This window comes from Oceanobacillus sp. FSL H7-0719 (genome assembly GCF_045040795.1).
Taxonomy (GTDB): Bacteria; Bacillota; Bacilli; order Bacillales; family Amphibacillaceae; genus Oceanobacillus.
On record NZ_CP150301.1, the window covers coordinates 2,170,152 to 2,187,051 of the forward strand.

The 16,900-nt window shown below is 32.9% G+C and carries 21 protein-coding genes and 1 pseudogene; 4 read left to right on the top strand and 18 right to left on the bottom strand.

The genetic code is table 11. From position 1 onward, the window contains the following. Window positions 1–150 precede the first annotated feature (150 nt). On the bottom strand, window positions 151–762 hold the full coding sequence (locus tag NST93_RS11335) for a GNAT family N-acetyltransferase (protein ID WP_405097070.1): 612 nt from the start codon (window positions 760–762) through the stop codon (window positions 151–153). A gap of 181 nt (window positions 763–943) precedes the next feature. Here NST93_RS11335 and NST93_RS11340 point away from each other — a divergent pair, with 181 nt between their 5' ends. Further along, on the top strand, window positions 944–1,522 hold the full coding sequence (locus NST93_RS11340) for a TetR/AcrR family transcriptional regulator (RefSeq protein ID WP_405097072.1): 579 nt from the start codon (window positions 944–946) through the stop codon (window positions 1,520–1,522). 190 nt (window positions 1,523–1,712) lie between these two features. On the opposite strand, the gene NST93_RS11345 is transcribed toward NST93_RS11340, so the two are convergent. The 14 genes and pseudogenes from NST93_RS11345 to NST93_RS11410 form a co-directional block, all read right to left on the bottom strand. Then, complete coding sequence (locus NST93_RS11345) at window positions 1,713–1,916, bottom strand: hypothetical protein (protein ID WP_405097074.1); 204 nt, start codon at window positions 1,914–1,916, stop codon at window positions 1,713–1,715. Between the two features lie 140 nt (window positions 1,917–2,056). Then, a pseudogene (locus tag NST93_RS11350) lies at window positions 2,057–3,077 on the bottom strand (DUF2332 domain-containing protein). 245 nt (window positions 3,078–3,322) lie between these two features. After that, window positions 3,323–3,448, bottom strand: a complete 126-nt coding sequence (locus NST93_RS11355; RefSeq protein ID WP_405097076.1) for a hypothetical protein — start codon at window positions 3,446–3,448, stop codon at window positions 3,323–3,325. A 60-nt stretch (window positions 3,449–3,508) separates the two neighbouring features. Beyond that, window positions 3,509–3,694: a hypothetical protein gene (locus NST93_RS11360; protein WP_405097078.1), complete on the bottom strand. Its 186-nt coding sequence runs from the start codon at window positions 3,692–3,694 to the stop codon at window positions 3,509–3,511. A gap of 462 nt (window positions 3,695–4,156) precedes the next feature. Continuing rightward, window positions 4,157–5,152, bottom strand: a complete 996-nt coding sequence (locus NST93_RS11365) for an alpha/beta fold hydrolase (RefSeq protein ID WP_405097080.1) — start codon at window positions 5,150–5,152, stop codon at window positions 4,157–4,159. Between the two features lie 140 nt (window positions 5,153–5,292). After that, on the bottom strand, window positions 5,293–5,649 hold the full coding sequence (locus NST93_RS11370; RefSeq protein WP_405097082.1) for a cupin: 357 nt from the start codon (window positions 5,647–5,649) through the stop codon (window positions 5,293–5,295). A gap of 170 nt (window positions 5,650–5,819) precedes the next feature. Beyond that, window positions 5,820–6,713 (bottom strand): putative RNA methyltransferase, encoded by an 894-nt coding sequence (locus tag NST93_RS11375; RefSeq protein ID WP_405097084.1) that lies wholly within the window; start codon window positions 6,711–6,713, stop codon window positions 5,820–5,822. A gap of 348 nt (window positions 6,714–7,061) precedes the next feature. Continuing rightward, a complete protein-coding gene (gene rsgA, locus NST93_RS11380; RefSeq protein WP_405097086.1) occupies window positions 7,062–8,156 on the bottom strand; it encodes a ribosome small subunit-dependent GTPase A in 1,095 nt (364 codons plus the stop codon). A gap of 484 nt (window positions 8,157–8,640) precedes the next feature. Then, window positions 8,641–9,456: a hypothetical protein gene (locus tag NST93_RS11385; protein ID WP_405097088.1), complete on the bottom strand. Its 816-nt coding sequence runs from the start codon at window positions 9,454–9,456 to the stop codon at window positions 8,641–8,643. A 2-nt stretch (window positions 9,457–9,458) separates the two neighbouring features. Further along, window positions 9,459–9,914 carry a hypothetical protein gene (locus tag NST93_RS11390; RefSeq protein ID WP_405097090.1) on the bottom strand — a complete coding sequence of 152 codons (456 nt, stop codon included), beginning with the start codon at window positions 9,912–9,914 and terminating at the stop codon, window positions 9,459–9,461. A gap of 208 nt (window positions 9,915–10,122) precedes the next feature. Then, the gene (locus tag NST93_RS11395; RefSeq protein ID WP_405097092.1) at window positions 10,123–10,422 is read right to left on the bottom strand and encodes a hypothetical protein; all 300 of its coding nucleotides are present in this window, start codon (window positions 10,420–10,422) and stop codon (window positions 10,123–10,125) included. A 152-nt stretch (window positions 10,423–10,574) separates the two neighbouring features. Then, window positions 10,575–10,955 (bottom strand): hypothetical protein, encoded by a 381-nt coding sequence (locus NST93_RS11400; RefSeq protein WP_405097094.1) that lies wholly within the window; start codon window positions 10,953–10,955, stop codon window positions 10,575–10,577. Window positions 10,956–11,253: 298 nt separating this feature from the next. Continuing rightward, entirely contained in the window at window positions 11,254–11,691 is a 438-nt protein-coding gene (locus tag NST93_RS11405; RefSeq protein ID WP_405097096.1) for a PH domain-containing protein, read from the bottom strand. A gap of 244 nt (window positions 11,692–11,935) precedes the next feature. Further along, complete coding sequence (locus NST93_RS11410) at window positions 11,936–12,214, bottom strand: hypothetical protein (RefSeq protein WP_405097098.1); 279 nt, start codon at window positions 12,212–12,214, stop codon at window positions 11,936–11,938. Window positions 12,215–12,859: 645 nt separating this feature from the next. Here NST93_RS11410 and NST93_RS11415 point away from each other — a divergent pair. The 3 genes from NST93_RS11415 to NST93_RS11425 all read left to right on the top strand — a co-directional run bounded on the left by NST93_RS11415 (window position 12,860) and on the right by NST93_RS11425 (window position 14,618). Next, a complete protein-coding gene (locus NST93_RS11415; protein ID WP_405103852.1) occupies window positions 12,860–13,252 on the top strand; it encodes an SDR family NAD(P)-dependent oxidoreductase in 393 nt (130 codons plus the stop codon). Window positions 13,253–13,260: 8 nt separating this feature from the next. Next, complete coding sequence (locus NST93_RS11420) at window positions 13,261–13,332, top strand: hypothetical protein (protein WP_405103854.1); 72 nt, start codon at window positions 13,261–13,263, stop codon at window positions 13,330–13,332. Between the two features lie 437 nt (window positions 13,333–13,769). Continuing rightward, entirely contained in the window at window positions 13,770–14,618 is an 849-nt protein-coding gene (locus NST93_RS11425; RefSeq protein WP_405097100.1) for an MBL fold metallo-hydrolase, read from the top strand. Between the two features lie 220 nt (window positions 14,619–14,838). Here NST93_RS11425 and NST93_RS11430 read toward each other — a convergent pair whose 3' ends face one another. From NST93_RS11430 to plsY, 3 genes are all read right to left on the bottom strand, one after another. Continuing rightward, entirely contained in the window at window positions 14,839–15,315 is a 477-nt protein-coding gene (locus NST93_RS11430) for a DUF4306 domain-containing protein (RefSeq protein WP_405097102.1), read from the bottom strand. Window positions 15,316–15,390: 75 nt separating this feature from the next. Next, window positions 15,391–16,167, bottom strand: a complete 777-nt coding sequence (locus NST93_RS11435; RefSeq protein ID WP_405097104.1) for a hypothetical protein — start codon at window positions 16,165–16,167, stop codon at window positions 15,391–15,393. A 124-nt stretch (window positions 16,168–16,291) separates the two neighbouring features. Further along, window positions 16,292–16,870: a glycerol-3-phosphate 1-O-acyltransferase PlsY gene (gene plsY, locus NST93_RS11440; RefSeq protein WP_405097106.1), complete on the bottom strand. Its 579-nt coding sequence runs from the start codon at window positions 16,868–16,870 to the stop codon at window positions 16,292–16,294. Window positions 16,871–16,900 lie beyond the last annotated feature (30 nt).

The window sequence follows — 16,900 nt, forward strand, 5'->3', positions numbered from 1 at the left end:
CACTATGCTCCCTCCAAAATGAAAATATAGAAGCTCTGTTCATCTACTTAACTTCTTGCCTCTTTAATAAATTCAACAAGAAAGGGTGCTTATCCTCCTTTAAGATAAGCACCCGGCCTTAATTCATCATTTTTTTATCCCTTTTAATTACTATAATCTTTTACTAAACAGAAAACATGTTAATGGCAAATCTTTTTTATGGATTTTAAGATTTGTTTCTCTTCTGCCTGATTCAGCAAAGTCTCTATGTAAATAGAACTGATAGGTTGATCCTGTATCTGAGTAGAGATAAATGAGTTTCCCTTTTTCCAATCGTTCTAATTCATTTAATAATAATGTACCTATTCCTTTTCCTGTTATATTCGGATCTACCGCGAAAAAGTTCAGTTCGCCATCCGGCTGATTTTCCTTTTCAAATTCACGTAACATTTCCCTGTTTGCATTATCATAAGTGCTTGAAGCATTTCTATATCCTAAATTAATTAATATACGAGTGACATTCATCATGAACTTTTTCCACAGGGATGTAAATAATTTTGGTTTACCCTTCATGTCAACTAATAATACACCGACTAACTCATTATCTGAATATGCTCCAATTGCCCTTGTGGCTCTTGCCATTTCTAAATTCAAAAAATAGTTGCTATAAATATAAAGTTCTATATCATTGCTTGTATACCAAGATAAGTTCATTCCATCAATTGCAAATTTCCTGGCTTTATTAAAGTCTTTCTTCTCAATTTGTCTAATTTTAATATCCATATTTCCTCCAATCTGCCGACAGAGTTTACCCGAGTTGTTTAAACGACATTCATTGTATTATCTCTCTATTTCATTATAATGAGACTATATCGCTTTTACTATAATCAATACGATGGGAATCTGTTGCGAAAACGACATATTGCTATTTTTTTGTCTAGTTATTATAATTTGGGAGGTTTTTATGAAAATTAATTCGAATGACAGACGGGTAAGAAAAACAAAAAAATCTCTGAGAGAATCACTTGCACAATTGCTGATGGAAAAAGAACTGCATCAGATAACTGTACGTGAATTAACGGAACTCGCTGATATCCACCGTGCAACTTTTTATACACATTATCAAGATATATTTGAATTATACGAGAAAACGGAAGAAGCTGTTTTAAATGAAATCGTTTTGATAATAGAAAATAGTCCAAAGTATAATTACAAATCTCTCTTCACGCTTCTTCTTGATTACGTTTTAGACAATAAACTATTATTTCAAATGTTGTTAGGCGATACAGGAAATAGACGTTTTCAGAATAAAGTTTGTCATCTATTAGAAGAACAGTATTTAAAAATCAGTAAACATGAATCATCATTAACTGCTCACCCAATCGAGTGGGAATACTTAACCAGTTATCATATACAAGGTTGTCTGACTCTCCTAAGCAAATGGTTAAAGGAAGATTATCAAAACCCATCAAAAGACCAATTTATTAATATGATTTTAAGGATAGATGAAATCTTCGATGAAATATTGGATTCCTATCAATAGCTTTTTCAAAACAATTATCTTTATTGAGCGAGCTGCCGCTCTGTCTGGTGCGCGGAATTAAAAGGAATAGAGAGATTTAATTCAATTATTAAAAGCCCAAACAGGCATTTTAAACAGCACCTCCTTGTTTCAGGAAGATATTCAATAGCTTGAAGATAACTGCTTGTTTCTTCTCTATTCCTTCACCTTCTTACTTCTCTTTAGACTTTAATACAGGGTAATGCAACGGACCAGCAATAATCAATCCAGCAGCAGCGCTGCCTAAAAATACAGCAGAATAGGATATTAATTCAATGTGGTTTCCTATAAAAAAATCTATAATAATACGGGTAATGGTAACTGCAGCCGGAAATACAAGCACCCAGAATAACATTAACTTTAAACCTTTTGACACAACCTCTCCCCCCTTATACGTCAAGTGTGTCTTCAATATATTGTAAAATTCAATAATTAGATGAAAAAGTAATTTCCTTTAGATAACCAGTTCGTTGAGTTTGCACCGGTTATCTTATGCACTGTTCCATAAACCAACACTTATAACTCCCAAGTAAACCAGCTGCCATGTCCATCCGTCTTTCCAATTGTATGAACGGTTTCTTGTCCATTTATATAATAATCAAGGTGTAAATCCCTGTCTTGAATATTGTTATAAACATGGAATATATCTCTGTTTTTACCTATTAACTTTACTTGCTCAAGTAATTTCATTTTCACTTCTAAAGGCATTTGGTTAGCTACATGGGTGTGGAATACACCTATACAATGGTCGTTTGAAATACGCTTCGCTATCTCTGGGAGTAACGCCACTCCATCCCCTTTAATAAGTAGTACAGGATTACTATTAACGCAGCCTGCTGCTTTTTCAAATAGCTCTCTTCTTTGGGTATGTTCCGTCCAGATTAACGCATTCAACCAAAGATATTCCTCATCGATGGAGATCTATCCCTATCCTTGAGGCTACTCGTGGAAGATCCCCTTGTAAAGGCGGCGAATTTTCACCTTTTATTTCAGAAGTTATATGAACCTCTGCATTCCTATCTCCATAAATTTCATTTTTTGCATAGGAGTCATATGAGTAGCTATATTTATCCCATAGCAGCTGTAAACCTGCACTTGTTCCTATTTCAATTAGTGCTAACGGCTTTTTTACAATATCGGAAATATAACGAAAGGTTGGATACAGATAAGCGCAACGGCGCACTTCATTTGTCTGTACTAACTTACTTTGTAAAAGCGGGATGATTTCATCCTTGTATCGTTCACAGAAATCTCTAAATTCAACGTATGATTCTTCTATATCATTCCTTGGCTTATCAACTATACTTGGATAATACGCTTTAAGGCTATGTGTTTTTCCTTTTAATAAGAGAAAATGTACTGCACCAAATAACAAATTCGGTACAGGCTGGCCTTCCTTTGCATATGCCGCCAATGCTAAGATTTCCTTATCGGCAGCAATCTTTAAAGAAAGAAATTCATATAATCGGCTCGACCCTTTGCATTCTATATTTGCAAAGTTCCTAAAAGCTTCAGATAAGGGATTACTTTGCATTATTATATCCCCCCTTTGTTTAATAAGTTCAATAAATAAAGAGTTTCTCCTGCTTTTAAAAACATTCTTTAACTAAAGAAATCTACTAAGTCCACTCTTGGCAACAACTTTATTCCGTTAACCCCTGCATATAATAAATTCCATAAAAAAGGCGCTTATCCTTCTTTTAGATAAGCACCATTTTTGAATATCTCCCGGTTTTGCAAAATACCCCGAATGTTATCCTTTTTCAATAACATCGAAATAAATTAATGTTTTTCATTTATTTGCTTTAGCAATTCAATTATTTCTTGCTGCTGCTTGTTTCCTTTTCTCAGCTGGCCGTCTATTGATAAAATGCTAAAGATTACTATGATAAAACCTATGATTAACACCGCTATCCCCCCTGCCCCTATTTTTAAAAGCTGCATGCCCTCTCTTCAGTTTAAGAAATACTATATAATGGCAGCCATCCCTATACTCCATACAATGATGGTAAAAGAAACGATTAACCAAAATGTATTTTTATAAGTATTTTCATTGTTTTTCACCTTTTTTATAATAGATACCAGGTTAGCACAAAAAACGATGCTTAAAATTGGTAATAAGTAAGTTACAGTTATGAATACTATCGCTGCCATACAATCCCCCTAAAAATGCTTACCCCATAAAATTATATGTATATCTCACCATTTCCCCTTATACTGACCGGCTTCTTTAGCTAACGTTCTTCCAATACAATATTATCATATTTTTTCCAAAAACAACTAAAAGAAATAAAAGACAATCAATTAAATGATCGTCTTGTTTCGTCTTTTGCCTCCTCATAGAAGGCATTCTTTTTTTACTAAAAATCGTTCTTTCTATGCTTCACAATATATTTAACAAACGTTCTCTAACATTCTTATCCAATCGTTCCATAAGAACCGGGGCTTGCCTGTTTCAAGTGTTTATGTTAGAAAGTCTATTTAACAATCATAGAACAAATGCCAGAGATATGAAACTGCACATACGAAAACATGAGAAGAATTGTTTTTTCTTTACGTCCCAATTTTCTCCCTCGCTTCGGATAAATTCTTGATTTGGCTGTCCCTTAGCAGCCTTCACTTCATTAAAATAACTCCCATCACCTCATTCTTAATTATTTTATTAAAACTCTCTTCCTCCTCAATAAAAGGGACATGTGAAGAATTTTGAAACGTGTACATTTTCTTATAAGGAGCATCAAGCAGCTCATAAAACCGTTTAGCCTGATTATACGTAGTTTGATAGTCATGTAATCCATGGAAGATAAAAACGGGCAGGTTGAGTTTAGGTACCAGTTCAACTAAATCGGTTGTTGCAAGTACTTTACTAAGGGACTGATAACTATACAAACTGCTACGGAGAATATTTACTCTCTCTTTAACAGAGTAATGTGGACATTTATAGATATGCTTTAGAGTTTCAAGGAAGGAATATCCACCACGCTTAAAGCCACCGCCATACTTATCTGTATATGTTCTCTTGAGTGTGCCGTATTGATGATTTTTATAAAAGTCATCATCAAATGCAATCTTTTCTAAGTCCTTCAATGCACGCTTATCATTCTGTTCCTTTGCGGTCTTTAAGATAAAGTTATAAATTTCCCTCTCGGATTCTTTAAATGAACCGATTTGACCAATCCCAATATAAGCATGAAAAAGTTCAGGATGTATACTTGCTGCAAGACTCCCAAGGTAAGTACCCCAAGAATGGCCAAGGAGAAATACTTTATCTTGTGCAAATTTATCCCTTAAATAATTCGTGACTTGAACCGTATCTGCAGCCAATTGTTCAACAGTAAGAGGGGTACTGACTTCATTTTTATTGTAAGACATGCCTGCTCCTCTTTGATCCCAGTAACAGACGGTAAAAAACTGTTCAAAACGAATCCCATGACCTTTAACAATAGGGTAGGCAGGAAAGCCAGGTCCACCATGCAGAAATAATAATACTGGATTTTCATTATTTAATGATTCAATAATTATTCCTTGTTTCGTTCCGTTAACTTGCAAGTATTCCTTTATTATGGAACCTTTCCCCTTTTTCATCGGCTTTTCAACTGACTCTAAAAGCATTCCATTCACTCCCATTATTTACTTTGTGTACCAGCTATAATCCAACAGAAAAGGATGCTTATTCTTCTTGCACTAAACTGCCCTGTTAGTGAGGTAGCGACTGTCCTGATTGAACAATCGCACCTTTAGTTGAACAACATTTATTTCTTTAGTGACATAAATAATGCAGGGGTCAATTCCTCACTTTCAACCACAATAGCAGTCAATCCTACTTCGGTTTTAGTTTCGTGCCACTCATCTTTACCCCAAAAAACAGCCTCTCCAGACTCTACTTTAAAATATTCATCTTGTTCATTACGAACATAGCCCTCTCCCTTCAAAATTAAAAGAAGCTGGGGTACGACTGCTTGATGATAACCAACAATACCATTTTCATCTAAGTGCATACATCCAATATTAGTTGGTTTGTTTGTTTGAATAATATGAGACATAATAAAATCCGAATTGAATTTTGAAACCTTTTTACCGTTGTCTTTACTAAATTTATAAAACTCCATTATTCCCTCCTGAATATAAATAGCTTATATTCTAAAGTTCTCTACCGTTATTGAATTATCCTGCCCTGGCAGTTAAAAAGCGACTGCTCTAATTGAACAATCGCACCTGATAATGGAAGAAAAGGCTATTAGGGTAGGTTCATCACAAAACCACTCTAATAGCCTATTTTCTAAATTATGTTTTTACCAATTAATATATCCAAATCAACGGATATTTGTGCCGAATTCTTATTTAAAAAAGATCTTATTCGTTCCTCTGTTGTTGACCAAGTTAATGGAGTCATTTGAATCAACCATTCAATTGAAGATTTATTAAGGTTCATGGTATAGCTTAACCTTGAACTTTCTACAAATTGAAAACTCTCCTTAAACCTCATCACCTTCTCCGAATTAGAGTAATTTTGTTTTTCAGGTTTATAAAAAAGATGTTCCCTTAACTCTTTTAAGTAACCACTTTGTGGCACAATTTTGATTACTATACCATCTGATTTCAACAATCTATTAAATTCGGCATAATTTGAAGGAGATAAGATATTAAGAATAACATCAAACTGTTTATTCTTAAATGGCGTATTAGCAAGATCAGCCACAGCCCAAATCTTATTAGAGTAGTTCTTAGAAGCTATCATGATGCCTTCTTTAGAAATATCTATTCCTACTCCTACTGCACTTTCGACAGAGTCAGACCTGACAATATCGCAAATATTTGAAAGATGCGAACCCTCGCCACAGCCCGCATCAAGTATAGAAATTATTTCTTCTGTATTAACTTGATGTTCATTTATAATCTTTGCAATTGCATGGCTTAATGGTTTGTAAAATACACTTTCGGTAATAAGTTTTCTTCGTGCTTCAAAAAGACCTTTGCTATACTTGGTGTTTACTGAGTGAGTCATCAAGTTCATATATCCTTGCTTGGCAAAATCAAACGTATGGTGATTTAAACAGATTAAACTTTTAAAATCTATAACCTTCATAGACGTTTTACATAGTGGACAAGCAAAAAGGCTTTCAAAATTGCTCACATATTTTGCACTCTTTATTCTTTTATTCTCTTGTAACAAAGAAGTCACCTCATTCATTCGTTTTTTGATAAATGAAAAAGGCATAGACAAATAAACCCTCAGCATATTCTTTAAAAATATGAGTTGGATTTGAATGCAGTCTATACCCTTTTTTATCTATAGCGAATGAATTGAATAATCATGGAACTAACTCCTTTTTACATAGATAGGTTTAAACCCTGCAGATAAATGATAACGAGTATTTATCATATTTGCAAACCCTTTTTATTCAACTATTCTGCCCTGTTAGTTTATGTACACTGCTTCATATAACCTATTCCCAAAAATAGGGTAACAGCTCAACATGGAGCCGTTACCCTAATCTTCATTTCAATCATTTCTAAGAATTTATCTTCCTGTTTTTCTGTTTTTCTTTTTGATGGATTTCCTGAAATCCCTAAAGTTTTTCATGCCGCCCATACTGCTAAGCATTTCATTTATCTTCTCTTTTTCAATCATTTTAGAATTCAAACCTTGATATTTAGTCTCTTTTTTTAGTTTCCAATAGCTTTCTAGCCTTTCAACTGACAAAAAGCCATCTATAATCGCTTTTTGTACTGCACAGTTTGGCTCATGCAGGTGTGTACAATCATTAAACTTACAATCAAAAGCAAGTTCCTCAATATCAGAAAAGGATTTTGTTAAATCTGCATTTACAATCCCAAGTTCCCTCATGCCTGGAGTGTCTATAACAACACCGAAATTTGGCAACATAATCAATTCTCGTCTTGTAGTAGTATGTCTGCCTTTATCATCATCTCTTATCCCATTTGTGTCTAATATATTTTGACCGAGCAAACAGTTGATTAGGGTTGATTTCCCAACTCCTGATGAACCTATGAACGCTACTGTCTTACCGCTAGAGAGAAATTTTTTTAAAGATTGATGCCCTTCATCAGAAGTACTTGTTGTAACAAGCACCTCTACACCAATTGCAATAGAAGAAATTTCGTTAATCCTTACCTCTATGTCCTTGCATAAATCGGATTTTGTAAGAACAATAACTGGTACTGCGCCACTATCCCAAGCGATAGAAAGGTAACGCTCTAGTCTGCGTAAATTATAATCATCGTTCAGTGACATACAAATAAAAACCGTATCAATATTTGTAGCGATAATCTGAATATCTTCTTTAGTCCCTGCCATTTCACGTGCAAATACGCTTTTTCGTCCAAGTATGCGGTGAATAACTCCGTATCCCTGTGAATCATTTGTTCTATCGACCATAACAAAATCTCCAACAGCAGGATATTCAGAAATCCCTTTTACACTATAGTGATACTTACCAGATATCTCAGCAACAATGTCACCTTTTTCTGTGATTACCTTATATAAGTTTTTAAATTGTGAAGAAACTCGACCAATAAAAAGGTCTTTATATAGTTTAGACTCCTGTATAAATTCTTCAGTAAGTCCTAAATTTTTCATATCAATATTATTCAATTTCATTTCCTCCTAAAGTTTAGATTATAACTTTTGGGAGGTTCTATGCAGTTTTATGCATGAATTTATTTTGCACATACCTCCCCATTTATTACAATCTCAACATTTTGCTTGTTATCCATAAACACAGCATCTCCTTTCATTACTTATAAACTAATTATACCACAATCTGGTTCTGTTTTTTTCAAAAAGTTAAACAACGTTTTTCAACTAACATGCCCTGTTAGTGAGGTAGCGACTGTCCTAATTGAACAATCGCACCTTATAGTGAAAGAAGGGAATGCTTCTATTAGCTGGTTTAGTTGGATATTAACCTCCCAAACCTCGATTAAACGTTATTTCTATACGACCGCTCCATAATTAGCGAGAGTCTCAATTCTTAACTGATCAGGTTCTGCAGACGTGGTCTCTTTCTCGTATTCCAATATACTAATCCAAAGTCGTAAGTTATCATTATCAATAACTAACTTTAACAAAGCCATATTTAAAATGGTAACTGGCTAAAACCAACAATTGCCTTATCAATGAGTTGGGCAATATGTACGGAGTCATCTACACTTTTTCTTATTTGGCTTAAACTGTCAGTCACTCTTCTAAATACTGATTTTTTGGGAGTTCCATTCTGCAATTCTCTTTTTGCGTCTTCTAAAAAATCAATTGCATCCTCTTGTGTTTCACTATCTGATATTTGCTCATTCTTTAGCTCTTTTATTAGTTCACTTATTAATGAAACTAATTCAGCATCAGATTGTTGGTTATTAGTTTGATGTGCTTCTAAATTTTGTTCTGAAAAGTTTAATTGCCCTACTGAACCTTGAACAAGAATTTTCGCATTTTCTTTTTCATCTAATCCCATTTCTATCGAAATCCCTTCTAAGTAATCAGTTATATGATTTACTAAAAGATTAACAACTTGATGATTAAACTTATTAATGCAATCTCTATATGTTGCTCCTTTATAAAATGCATATCCTCTACATATCGCTATATATTGATCAAAGTTTTCTGCTGTATATTTGAGAAGTTGATAGATAAATGTGATTTCTCGATTTATTTCTATTGGTATCTCATATTTCTCGTTTACATTTGTGGATTTAATTATTCTATCCATATCAAATTGTTCGGTATGATTTTTCTTTATAAAGTCTGATAAGAGAGGTTCGTTGTCAATAAATTCTATAAATCTCTTAGTGAATCTAATAGCTTCAGTTGAATCTCCACAGTTAAGAAGTTGACCAGAAATTCTTCTAAATTGTCGAGATAAGTTTTTAAAATCTCTTTTGTTTATAATTTCTTCCATACTTAATTCACCCCACAATAAGGACAATAAGGATTTTTAGAACTAATAAGTATCGTATTCAGCTTGGCTTTTCTTTCACAACAAGTAAACTCTATTTGGTCAAGGTTGTCTTGTTCATACATAGGAAGTAATGGTTTTATAGGCATTTTTTTACTACCTTTAAATTTGATAGATTTATTGTCCCGAAACGTTTTCTCAAGATCTTTTGTAAAATCATTTAACATTTTAGCTACTTCATTATCTACAAGTACTTTTGCGTTTTCAACAAAATCATCAGTTATATACGATGATGGTGGACTAGGTATTCCACAATGGGGACAGAAAAGTTCATATACATCATCTTCTTGAGATTCATTAGAAAGTAGCTTGAATTCCTCTCCACATAATGAACATTTAAAAGATGAGAAACCATCAATATCACTTTGTTTTGTTAAAACAAAGTTTTTTGTCACTTTCATCAACCTCCTTTATTAGAATAGTTCTACAATCATCATAACATTATATTCCAATAAAATTATTACTTAGTAATTGGATTATGCTAATCCCTTAAATTCTAGGCTCTGTTAAATTTTAATATTGATAAGAGGGACAAAAATGGAAGTTCTGATTCGTAATATGGAGTTCATTAACTAAAGCACCCGTTAATTGAACAATAAAATTAGTACCTCACTCATTAGCCCAATCAAAACTTCTTATTATAAATCCTTGTTTCTTTGCATAGTTATTAATTGCTTTAAGCAGCTCACTTTTAGAGAGAGAAAATGAATTGTGAATTTCTCTTTTTTCATCAATTACATATTCTGCAAAAACAATATAGTTTAAGAAATCCATTTTTTTTACAACAAATTCATTACACTCATATTCTCCGCATCTGATATTTCCAGAATAAATAAATCGAATAAGTCCGTCATAATATTCTTGATCAGTAATCTCCACTTTTAAAAAATCTCGCAAAATATCTTGCATTAAATCACATCCTATCAGTAAATTCCTTCATTTATAAATTAATTGAATCTATTTATTACGAATTATCCGTCAACTATTCCGACACAATATATTCGGTGAAAATTGCGTTGACCCTTCTCGAATTAACGCACCCGTTAGTGAAATATAGAGTTCTAATAAAATGGTAATTTAAGGTCTACTTGATACATAATATCTTCATTAACATCCAGATAGCGTCCTTTCACCCCTAAATTAACCACTTCATTGTAGAAGCCAACTCTAAATACTTCCTCATTCTCACCATTTTTGAAGATTAGCTCATATTCAGGTAATGGATAATCCATATCAGCCGTTGAAGCTGTCTTAGCACGATTTAATTCTTCGACAAGATCATCTATTAATTCACTGTCCTCAATGGTTGTAAATAAAGTATTCTCATCCCACTCGTATACTTCTATACTGGATACATTTTGGGGTAAATTAAGATTATTACTTTGACAGCCAATTAAACTTACTAATAGCACGAGGAATAGAAATAGATAATTTTTCATCACAATTAACATAACTCCTTTTAGTTTCAAGTAAAGATGTTTTATAAATCTATTCTTTCCATCCCCTTTTTACAATATGAGCTACAGTACCAACAACTCGTTGTTCTACTAAAGCACCCGATAGTAATATAAGGTTAACCAGATTTTACTGGTTAACCTTTACTTAATTGTACGGAATTTCCTTTTAAAAAGACTCTGTTAAAGTTTAATGTTGAAATAAAATAAAAAATAAAATAAAACTTCTAAATACTCGAGGTCTTACTTTTTGTAATGTCTTTTTCGACTAAAGTGCACGGTTATCTCAAGGATTAGACAGTGTATCATCCAATTTTATTTGAGGGTTTTTAGTTAACAATAATTCAATAAATTCCGATTTAGCTTTAGGCGACAATTGCATCTCACCATATCTACCATAATGCAATACTAATCTTTCCACTGATAGAGCGGGTGTTGCCAATATACTTTTTCTTTTACTAATACTATTGATATCTTGTATACTGACCTTCCATTTGAATGGACCATTTTGAATTTTAATGACCTCATTTTCAATTCGATAACCTGTGCCAAACCATACCCAAATTAAGAATCCAATAGTTATTACTCCAATTAATATCCAAATGATATTAAATATAGATAATGAAAAGTTAAGTATGATACTAAAAAAGAGAATTGCGATTGTCCCCCAAATAGCTAAAGAATATAAACTATCCTTTTTTGATGAAAAAAAGATTGTACTCACCTTCTTTCTTAAATTAAATCGCCCCGATATTTGACCATAAGTAGAATATCAGGATTCAACAAACTATCACTACTTTAATACGTTTGAAACGAAGTAAAGTTCCAAATTTAAATATATTTGCCATATAAAGTTATTAAAAATCTATTTTTTCTTATACAACAAACCTGCCCCGTTAGCTCAATAAAAATGCTGCCTCAATGACAGCTCATTTCTTAAACTCTAGCACCTGTTTGTTGAAGAAATATTATGGTTCGCTAATTCCCATTGCTAACCGTAAGAAAAAAGCTACAACTAAAACTAATCCATTTCCTATCAGGCCGATAATTAAAAAAGTAAGGTACCTAGACATTTTCCAGGAGAATATTGCAAATAAAATGCCAAGAATTGATAAAATGCTAAAGACGATAATAATAAGGTAAATATCAGAATTCGGACCTCTTTCGATAAGGAAAAATATGATGCTTATTATCACAGTTAATATAGATGAAATACCTAAAATGTTTCCTACTTTTCTATTATCCAAAACTTAAAATCCCCCTCGTATTAACGTTCTCCTTATTGTATTAAAGCACCAGTTAGTTTAAGAACTTACGCCTTGTTTTTAATTCCTTTCTCGAAGAAATATTTTATAAGCAGCCCCCCTCCTAAAAGTAGGGGAAATCCAATAATTATATAATAAATATTTTTCGGAACTTCAAAAACTTCTACAAGATAACTAAAAAGAAACATCCACATGAATATTGTAATGTACTTCCCCCAAGTCCTCATGAAACACCTCCCATTTTTTCAAATAAGCACCCTTTAGTTGAGCAACGTATAATCTAAAAAGGCGCTACCAATTATAGGTAACACCTTATCTATTTTGTTATTGTTCTAAGTGTTTGTATTCTAATACTTCTACATCAAACCCGTGACTACAACTAATTTTAGGACTATCACAGGATGGAGATACCCTTACCTTAACCAAGTCTTCTGCATATTCAAATCGATTATTTTTATTGTCAGGAACTTGAACCCTTATAGAAATATCATAAGAATGATTATTGTTATAAACGATATTAACTACCCTTTGTTTCTTCCACCCAAAACTTAAATCCTCTTTTCCTCCATACTCTTTTATTACCCTTTTATCGATTGCTGGAAATATAATATCCCAATAACTGGACTTATAAATAATGCTGGAATAGTTGGACCAAACGATATCCCATTGGAAGAATTAAAAGATGAAGATTTCTATAAAGTTATTGATATCAATCTATATAGTGTTTTTAAGGGTATGCAAGCTGTAGTAAAGTCAATGAAAAAAACTAATGAAGGATCTATTGTAAATGTTTCTTCTACTGCAGGTTTAGTTGGGTCTGTAAATGTTACGTCCTATGTTACAACAAAATTTGCTGTAACTGGAATAACTAAAGCCGCTGCACTTGAGTTTGCGGATTATAATATACGGGTTAATTCTGTACACCCTGGTGGAATAAAAACAAATATAGAGGTATTTGATGCGATTAAAAAGCTACGCCTTTGGGACGTATTGCAGAACCTGAAGAAGTTTCAAATTTAATCCTATATTTGATTTCAGATGAATCAACATTCTCAACTGGATCGGAATTTGTTGTAGATGGTGGATTTACAGCTCAATAAACTTAAAAATAATTCCCCTATCATTCATTGGGAGGCGAAAAGGTTAGAGTTTTAAATGAAGCAGCTAATTGGCTGGTGTGGATTCGGTGTTGAACCGGACTTCCCGCCTGCCTATTTTTGCTTTATACGCTTGTTAATAGAATAATAGATATAATCGCCAACTTTCTTTTTCCTTCAAACGCGCACATGCGTACCACAGAGGGTAGTTACGATAATTTTCAATTTGCAATCCATAGATGGCAAAATAATATTCAGAAATTTCTTAATGTGTAGTTTGGAATATGTTATTCTTTTCTATAGTGAAACAAGGAGGTACAAGTCCAATGGTAAAAAATAATAAGAGGAAGTCTTAAATTATTTTAATAAATTTAGAATAAACATGTAGATTTTCTCATCCATATAAAAGAAATGAATATATAGACGAGAGGAAAAATAACATGTTAAATAAATTAAGTGATACTATTTATTATTTATCCAATCAAGATGATAGAGAGCGACCAACATTAGGGCTGATTTGTGGTGACCAATACAGCTTAATAATAGACTCTGGTAATTCTCCACAGCATGCTCATGACTTTTTACTAGAAATTGAGAAACTGAATATACCGCCAGTTAAATATGTTGTTATTACCCATGGACATTGGGATCATTTCCTAGGAATAAATGAATTTGATGCAACTGTTATAGTTAATAGGCAAACAAACGAAATAATAAAAGAATGGCAAAGTTTTTCCTATGACGACAGTTCACTACAGAAGTATGTGACTACTAATCAGATGAGTGCTATGTGTATGAAGATTATACAAACTGATATGCCAAACAGGGGTCGTTTTAAGTTGAAATCTCCAGATGTAATCTTTGAAGATACATTAACTGTTGATTTAGGTAATAAAATTTGCATTATAGAAAGTGTCAAAAGCACTCACACAGATGACTCTACTATCATCTATATTCCTGATGAAAAAGTTGTTTTTTTAGGTGATTGTGCATATGGTACAACTACAAATTCTTTATTTCATTACAAGCAATCACTATTATTGCCTATGATTAAAGACATTCAAAAATATGATGCGGAAATGTTCCTGCTTGGTCATGAATCTATATGTGATTTAAACGAAATGAATATATATTGGGAAGAGTTAACAACAGCAAGTCAAGTTGTAAAGTCCACTTCACTAGAAAATGCGATAAAGTTCTTTAAGGCAGAGAATAAAAGGAATCCCAATGACAATGAATTATTTTTCATTAAAGCATTTGTTAATGACCATATTATTCAGTCACTATAATTCTATAGAATGCAATAATCAAGTATAAACAGCAGCCATCTCATTTAAAATTGAAATGAGATGGCTTTTGATTCGTTGATAAAGATGTGCATTTCTTAGTACAAATGTTTTGTTTTATTGTTCTAATGTGATATAAAACTCAAACAATCTTATTCAATAAAACTGCACTTGTAGATGAAGATAGTGTACATTGCTCCTTCTTGAAGTAAAGCACCTTAGTTTAGGTAGAAGTAAGTCCTGTCTTGTTATTTAAAAATCTATATAGTGCAATAGCTAACGCTACTATTCCTATGAGCAAAAAGGTAACGAAAAAGATCTTCAAACCAGTAGTTGGCGATTTTGATACAAAACCACTTGATATTAAAAATACTGCCCCAACACCAGACAGGTAATATGAAAATGCCCTATCCCTTCGTTTGAGTAGAATATAACCTACAAGGATTATGAGATGCGTTGCACTGAATAACATAAGTAAAGGAAACGCAGGTGCAAATTTTGCTGCATATAGAAAGTGGTCAATTGATAAAATATCATGTTGGCTTCCCACTTGTCCATTCGTTATCTGAGAAAATATTGCAGTATGTTCCCATTCCCAATGATTTTCTAATATAGCGCTGCCTTCATACCAGGCAGCCCCAGTAGAAAGTATTAAAAATATTGCAGCCAATCCAAGTTGGATAATAATTTTAAAAGACAATCTCTTCACCTCAATTATATTTTTAATTTAGCATGGCTGTTTTGGAGGTAAAGCACCCTTTCGTTCGGGATTCACTTAGTTCCAATCAGGCTCCGTCTCGCCTTTCTTCCACCACGTCACTTGAAAGTTTCCTTGGTTTCCATTAATAGCTCTAACAACAATATATTTTGTCGTTTCCCTCTTAAATTCCATGCTTAATACACCATTTCTTTCTTCATTCATCCCTACATGATTGCCATGTTCATCATAAAGAGATGTGCCATAACTATTTCCATTGTTAAAATGATGTTTTATGTTGAAGTAAATTTGCTCACCTTGTTGTCCATGAACAGGTATCAAATGCTCGCCATTAAAATATTCGTATTCAACCTCTACAAATTTATCTCCTGTCACTTCATTCCACCCGACTTTACTTGTATGATCCAATGGAATCATAACAATACAAACAAGTGGTACAACGAATACCATCCAGCTAAACCATTTAGATGGTTTTATTTTTTCTTTACCAAGTAAAAAAAGGAGAGAGAAAAATGCACCAACTGTTCCAGCAATCAATAGGTATTCGATTGGCATCAAGATCAAAAAGATGAGATATCCGAATAAAATATAAAGCAATATTTTTTTACCAGTAGAAAAATCAGGTATGAATTTTCCAATAAAGTCTATGATCATGGAGCTAATAAATCCGTAACCGAAAAATATAGCCCAAATCGCTGGTGTTGTAATCAAGTTGTGGAATTCAAACAGATTAAACCCACTGCTGCTGATCATGATTATAAAAAAGATTGATATTGAAAAACTTGCCCCTATTAAATTCTCTACGAAGCGACGAATAACGAAGTATTTCCCCATGCATCTCCCTCCAACAAAAAAATTCGGATTGAACACTATCCTTTAGGGAATAATGTGCTATTTTAGACGCGTCTTTTCACGATCCGCTCTTTTATCAACCTGCTCCATTAGCTTAAAGAAAGCACTAATTTCCAACTATTCTGCTCTCTGTTCCCTTTATAATTCGCTTTATATTTTGTCGATGCAGAATGATTATTGATATGCTTATTAATAAAGATAATGCTATGATAACTTTATCTTCAAATATAAGACTGTAAATGAATAATGCTATGCTAGCCAACATTGAACTTAGTGATACATATTTAGTTAATAGTACAGTTATCACAAACACAACAAAACCAGCTAAAACACCTAAAGGAGTCAAGAATAAGAAAACGCCAGTTGCTGTAGCAACAGCCTTTCCACCTTTAAAACTGGCAAAAACAGAAAATATGTGCCCCAATATGGCTAATAAACCACATATAATAGGGTTAACTGCAGAACTAAGAATTAGGGGAAGTAAACAAGCAAAAGTACCTTTTAATATATCAGCAATTGCAACAATTACTCCTGCTTTTACACCTAAAACTCTATAAGCGTTCGTTGCACCAAGATTCCCGCTGCCGTAATTACGAATATCTTTCTTATAAAATACTTTACCGATTACCAAAGCAAATGAGATGGATCCAATTAAATAACTTAGAATTAAAGATAATATATTCAAGAAATTATCCCCTTACATCGTTTGTTAAGT

Coding starts and splice junctions, on each gene's coding strand:
- NST93_RS11335 (WP_405097070.1), bottom strand. CDS start 762: ATGGATATTAAAATTAGACAAATTGAGAAGAAAGACTTTAATAAAGCC.
- NST93_RS11340 (WP_405097072.1), top strand. CDS start 944: ATGAAAATTAATTCGAATGACAGACGGGTAAGAAAAACAAAAAAATCT.
- NST93_RS11360 (WP_405097078.1), bottom strand. CDS start 3,694: ATGGCAGCGATAGTATTCATAACTGTAACTTACTTATTACCAATTTTA.
- NST93_RS11365 (WP_405097080.1), bottom strand. CDS start 5,152: ATGCTTTTAGAGTCAGTTGAAAAGCCGATGAAAAAGGGGAAAGGTTCC.
- NST93_RS11370 (WP_405097082.1), bottom strand. CDS start 5,649: ATGGAGTTTTATAAATTTAGTAAAGACAACGGTAAAAAGGTTTCAAAA.
- NST93_RS11385 (WP_405097088.1), bottom strand. CDS start 9,456: ATGGAAGAAATTATAAACAAAAGAGATTTTAAAAACTTATCTCGACAA.
- NST93_RS11390 (WP_405097090.1), bottom strand. CDS start 9,914: ATGAAAGTGACAAAAAACTTTGTTTTAACAAAACAAAGTGATATTGAT.
- NST93_RS11395 (WP_405097092.1), bottom strand. CDS start 10,422: ATGCAAGATATTTTGCGAGATTTTTTAAAAGTGGAGATTACTGATCAA.
- NST93_RS11425 (WP_405097100.1), top strand. CDS start 13,770: ATGTTAAATAAATTAAGTGATACTATTTATTATTTATCCAATCAAGAT.
- NST93_RS11435 (WP_405097104.1), bottom strand. CDS start 16,167: ATGGGGAAATACTTCGTTATTCGTCGCTTCGTAGAGAATTTAATAGGG.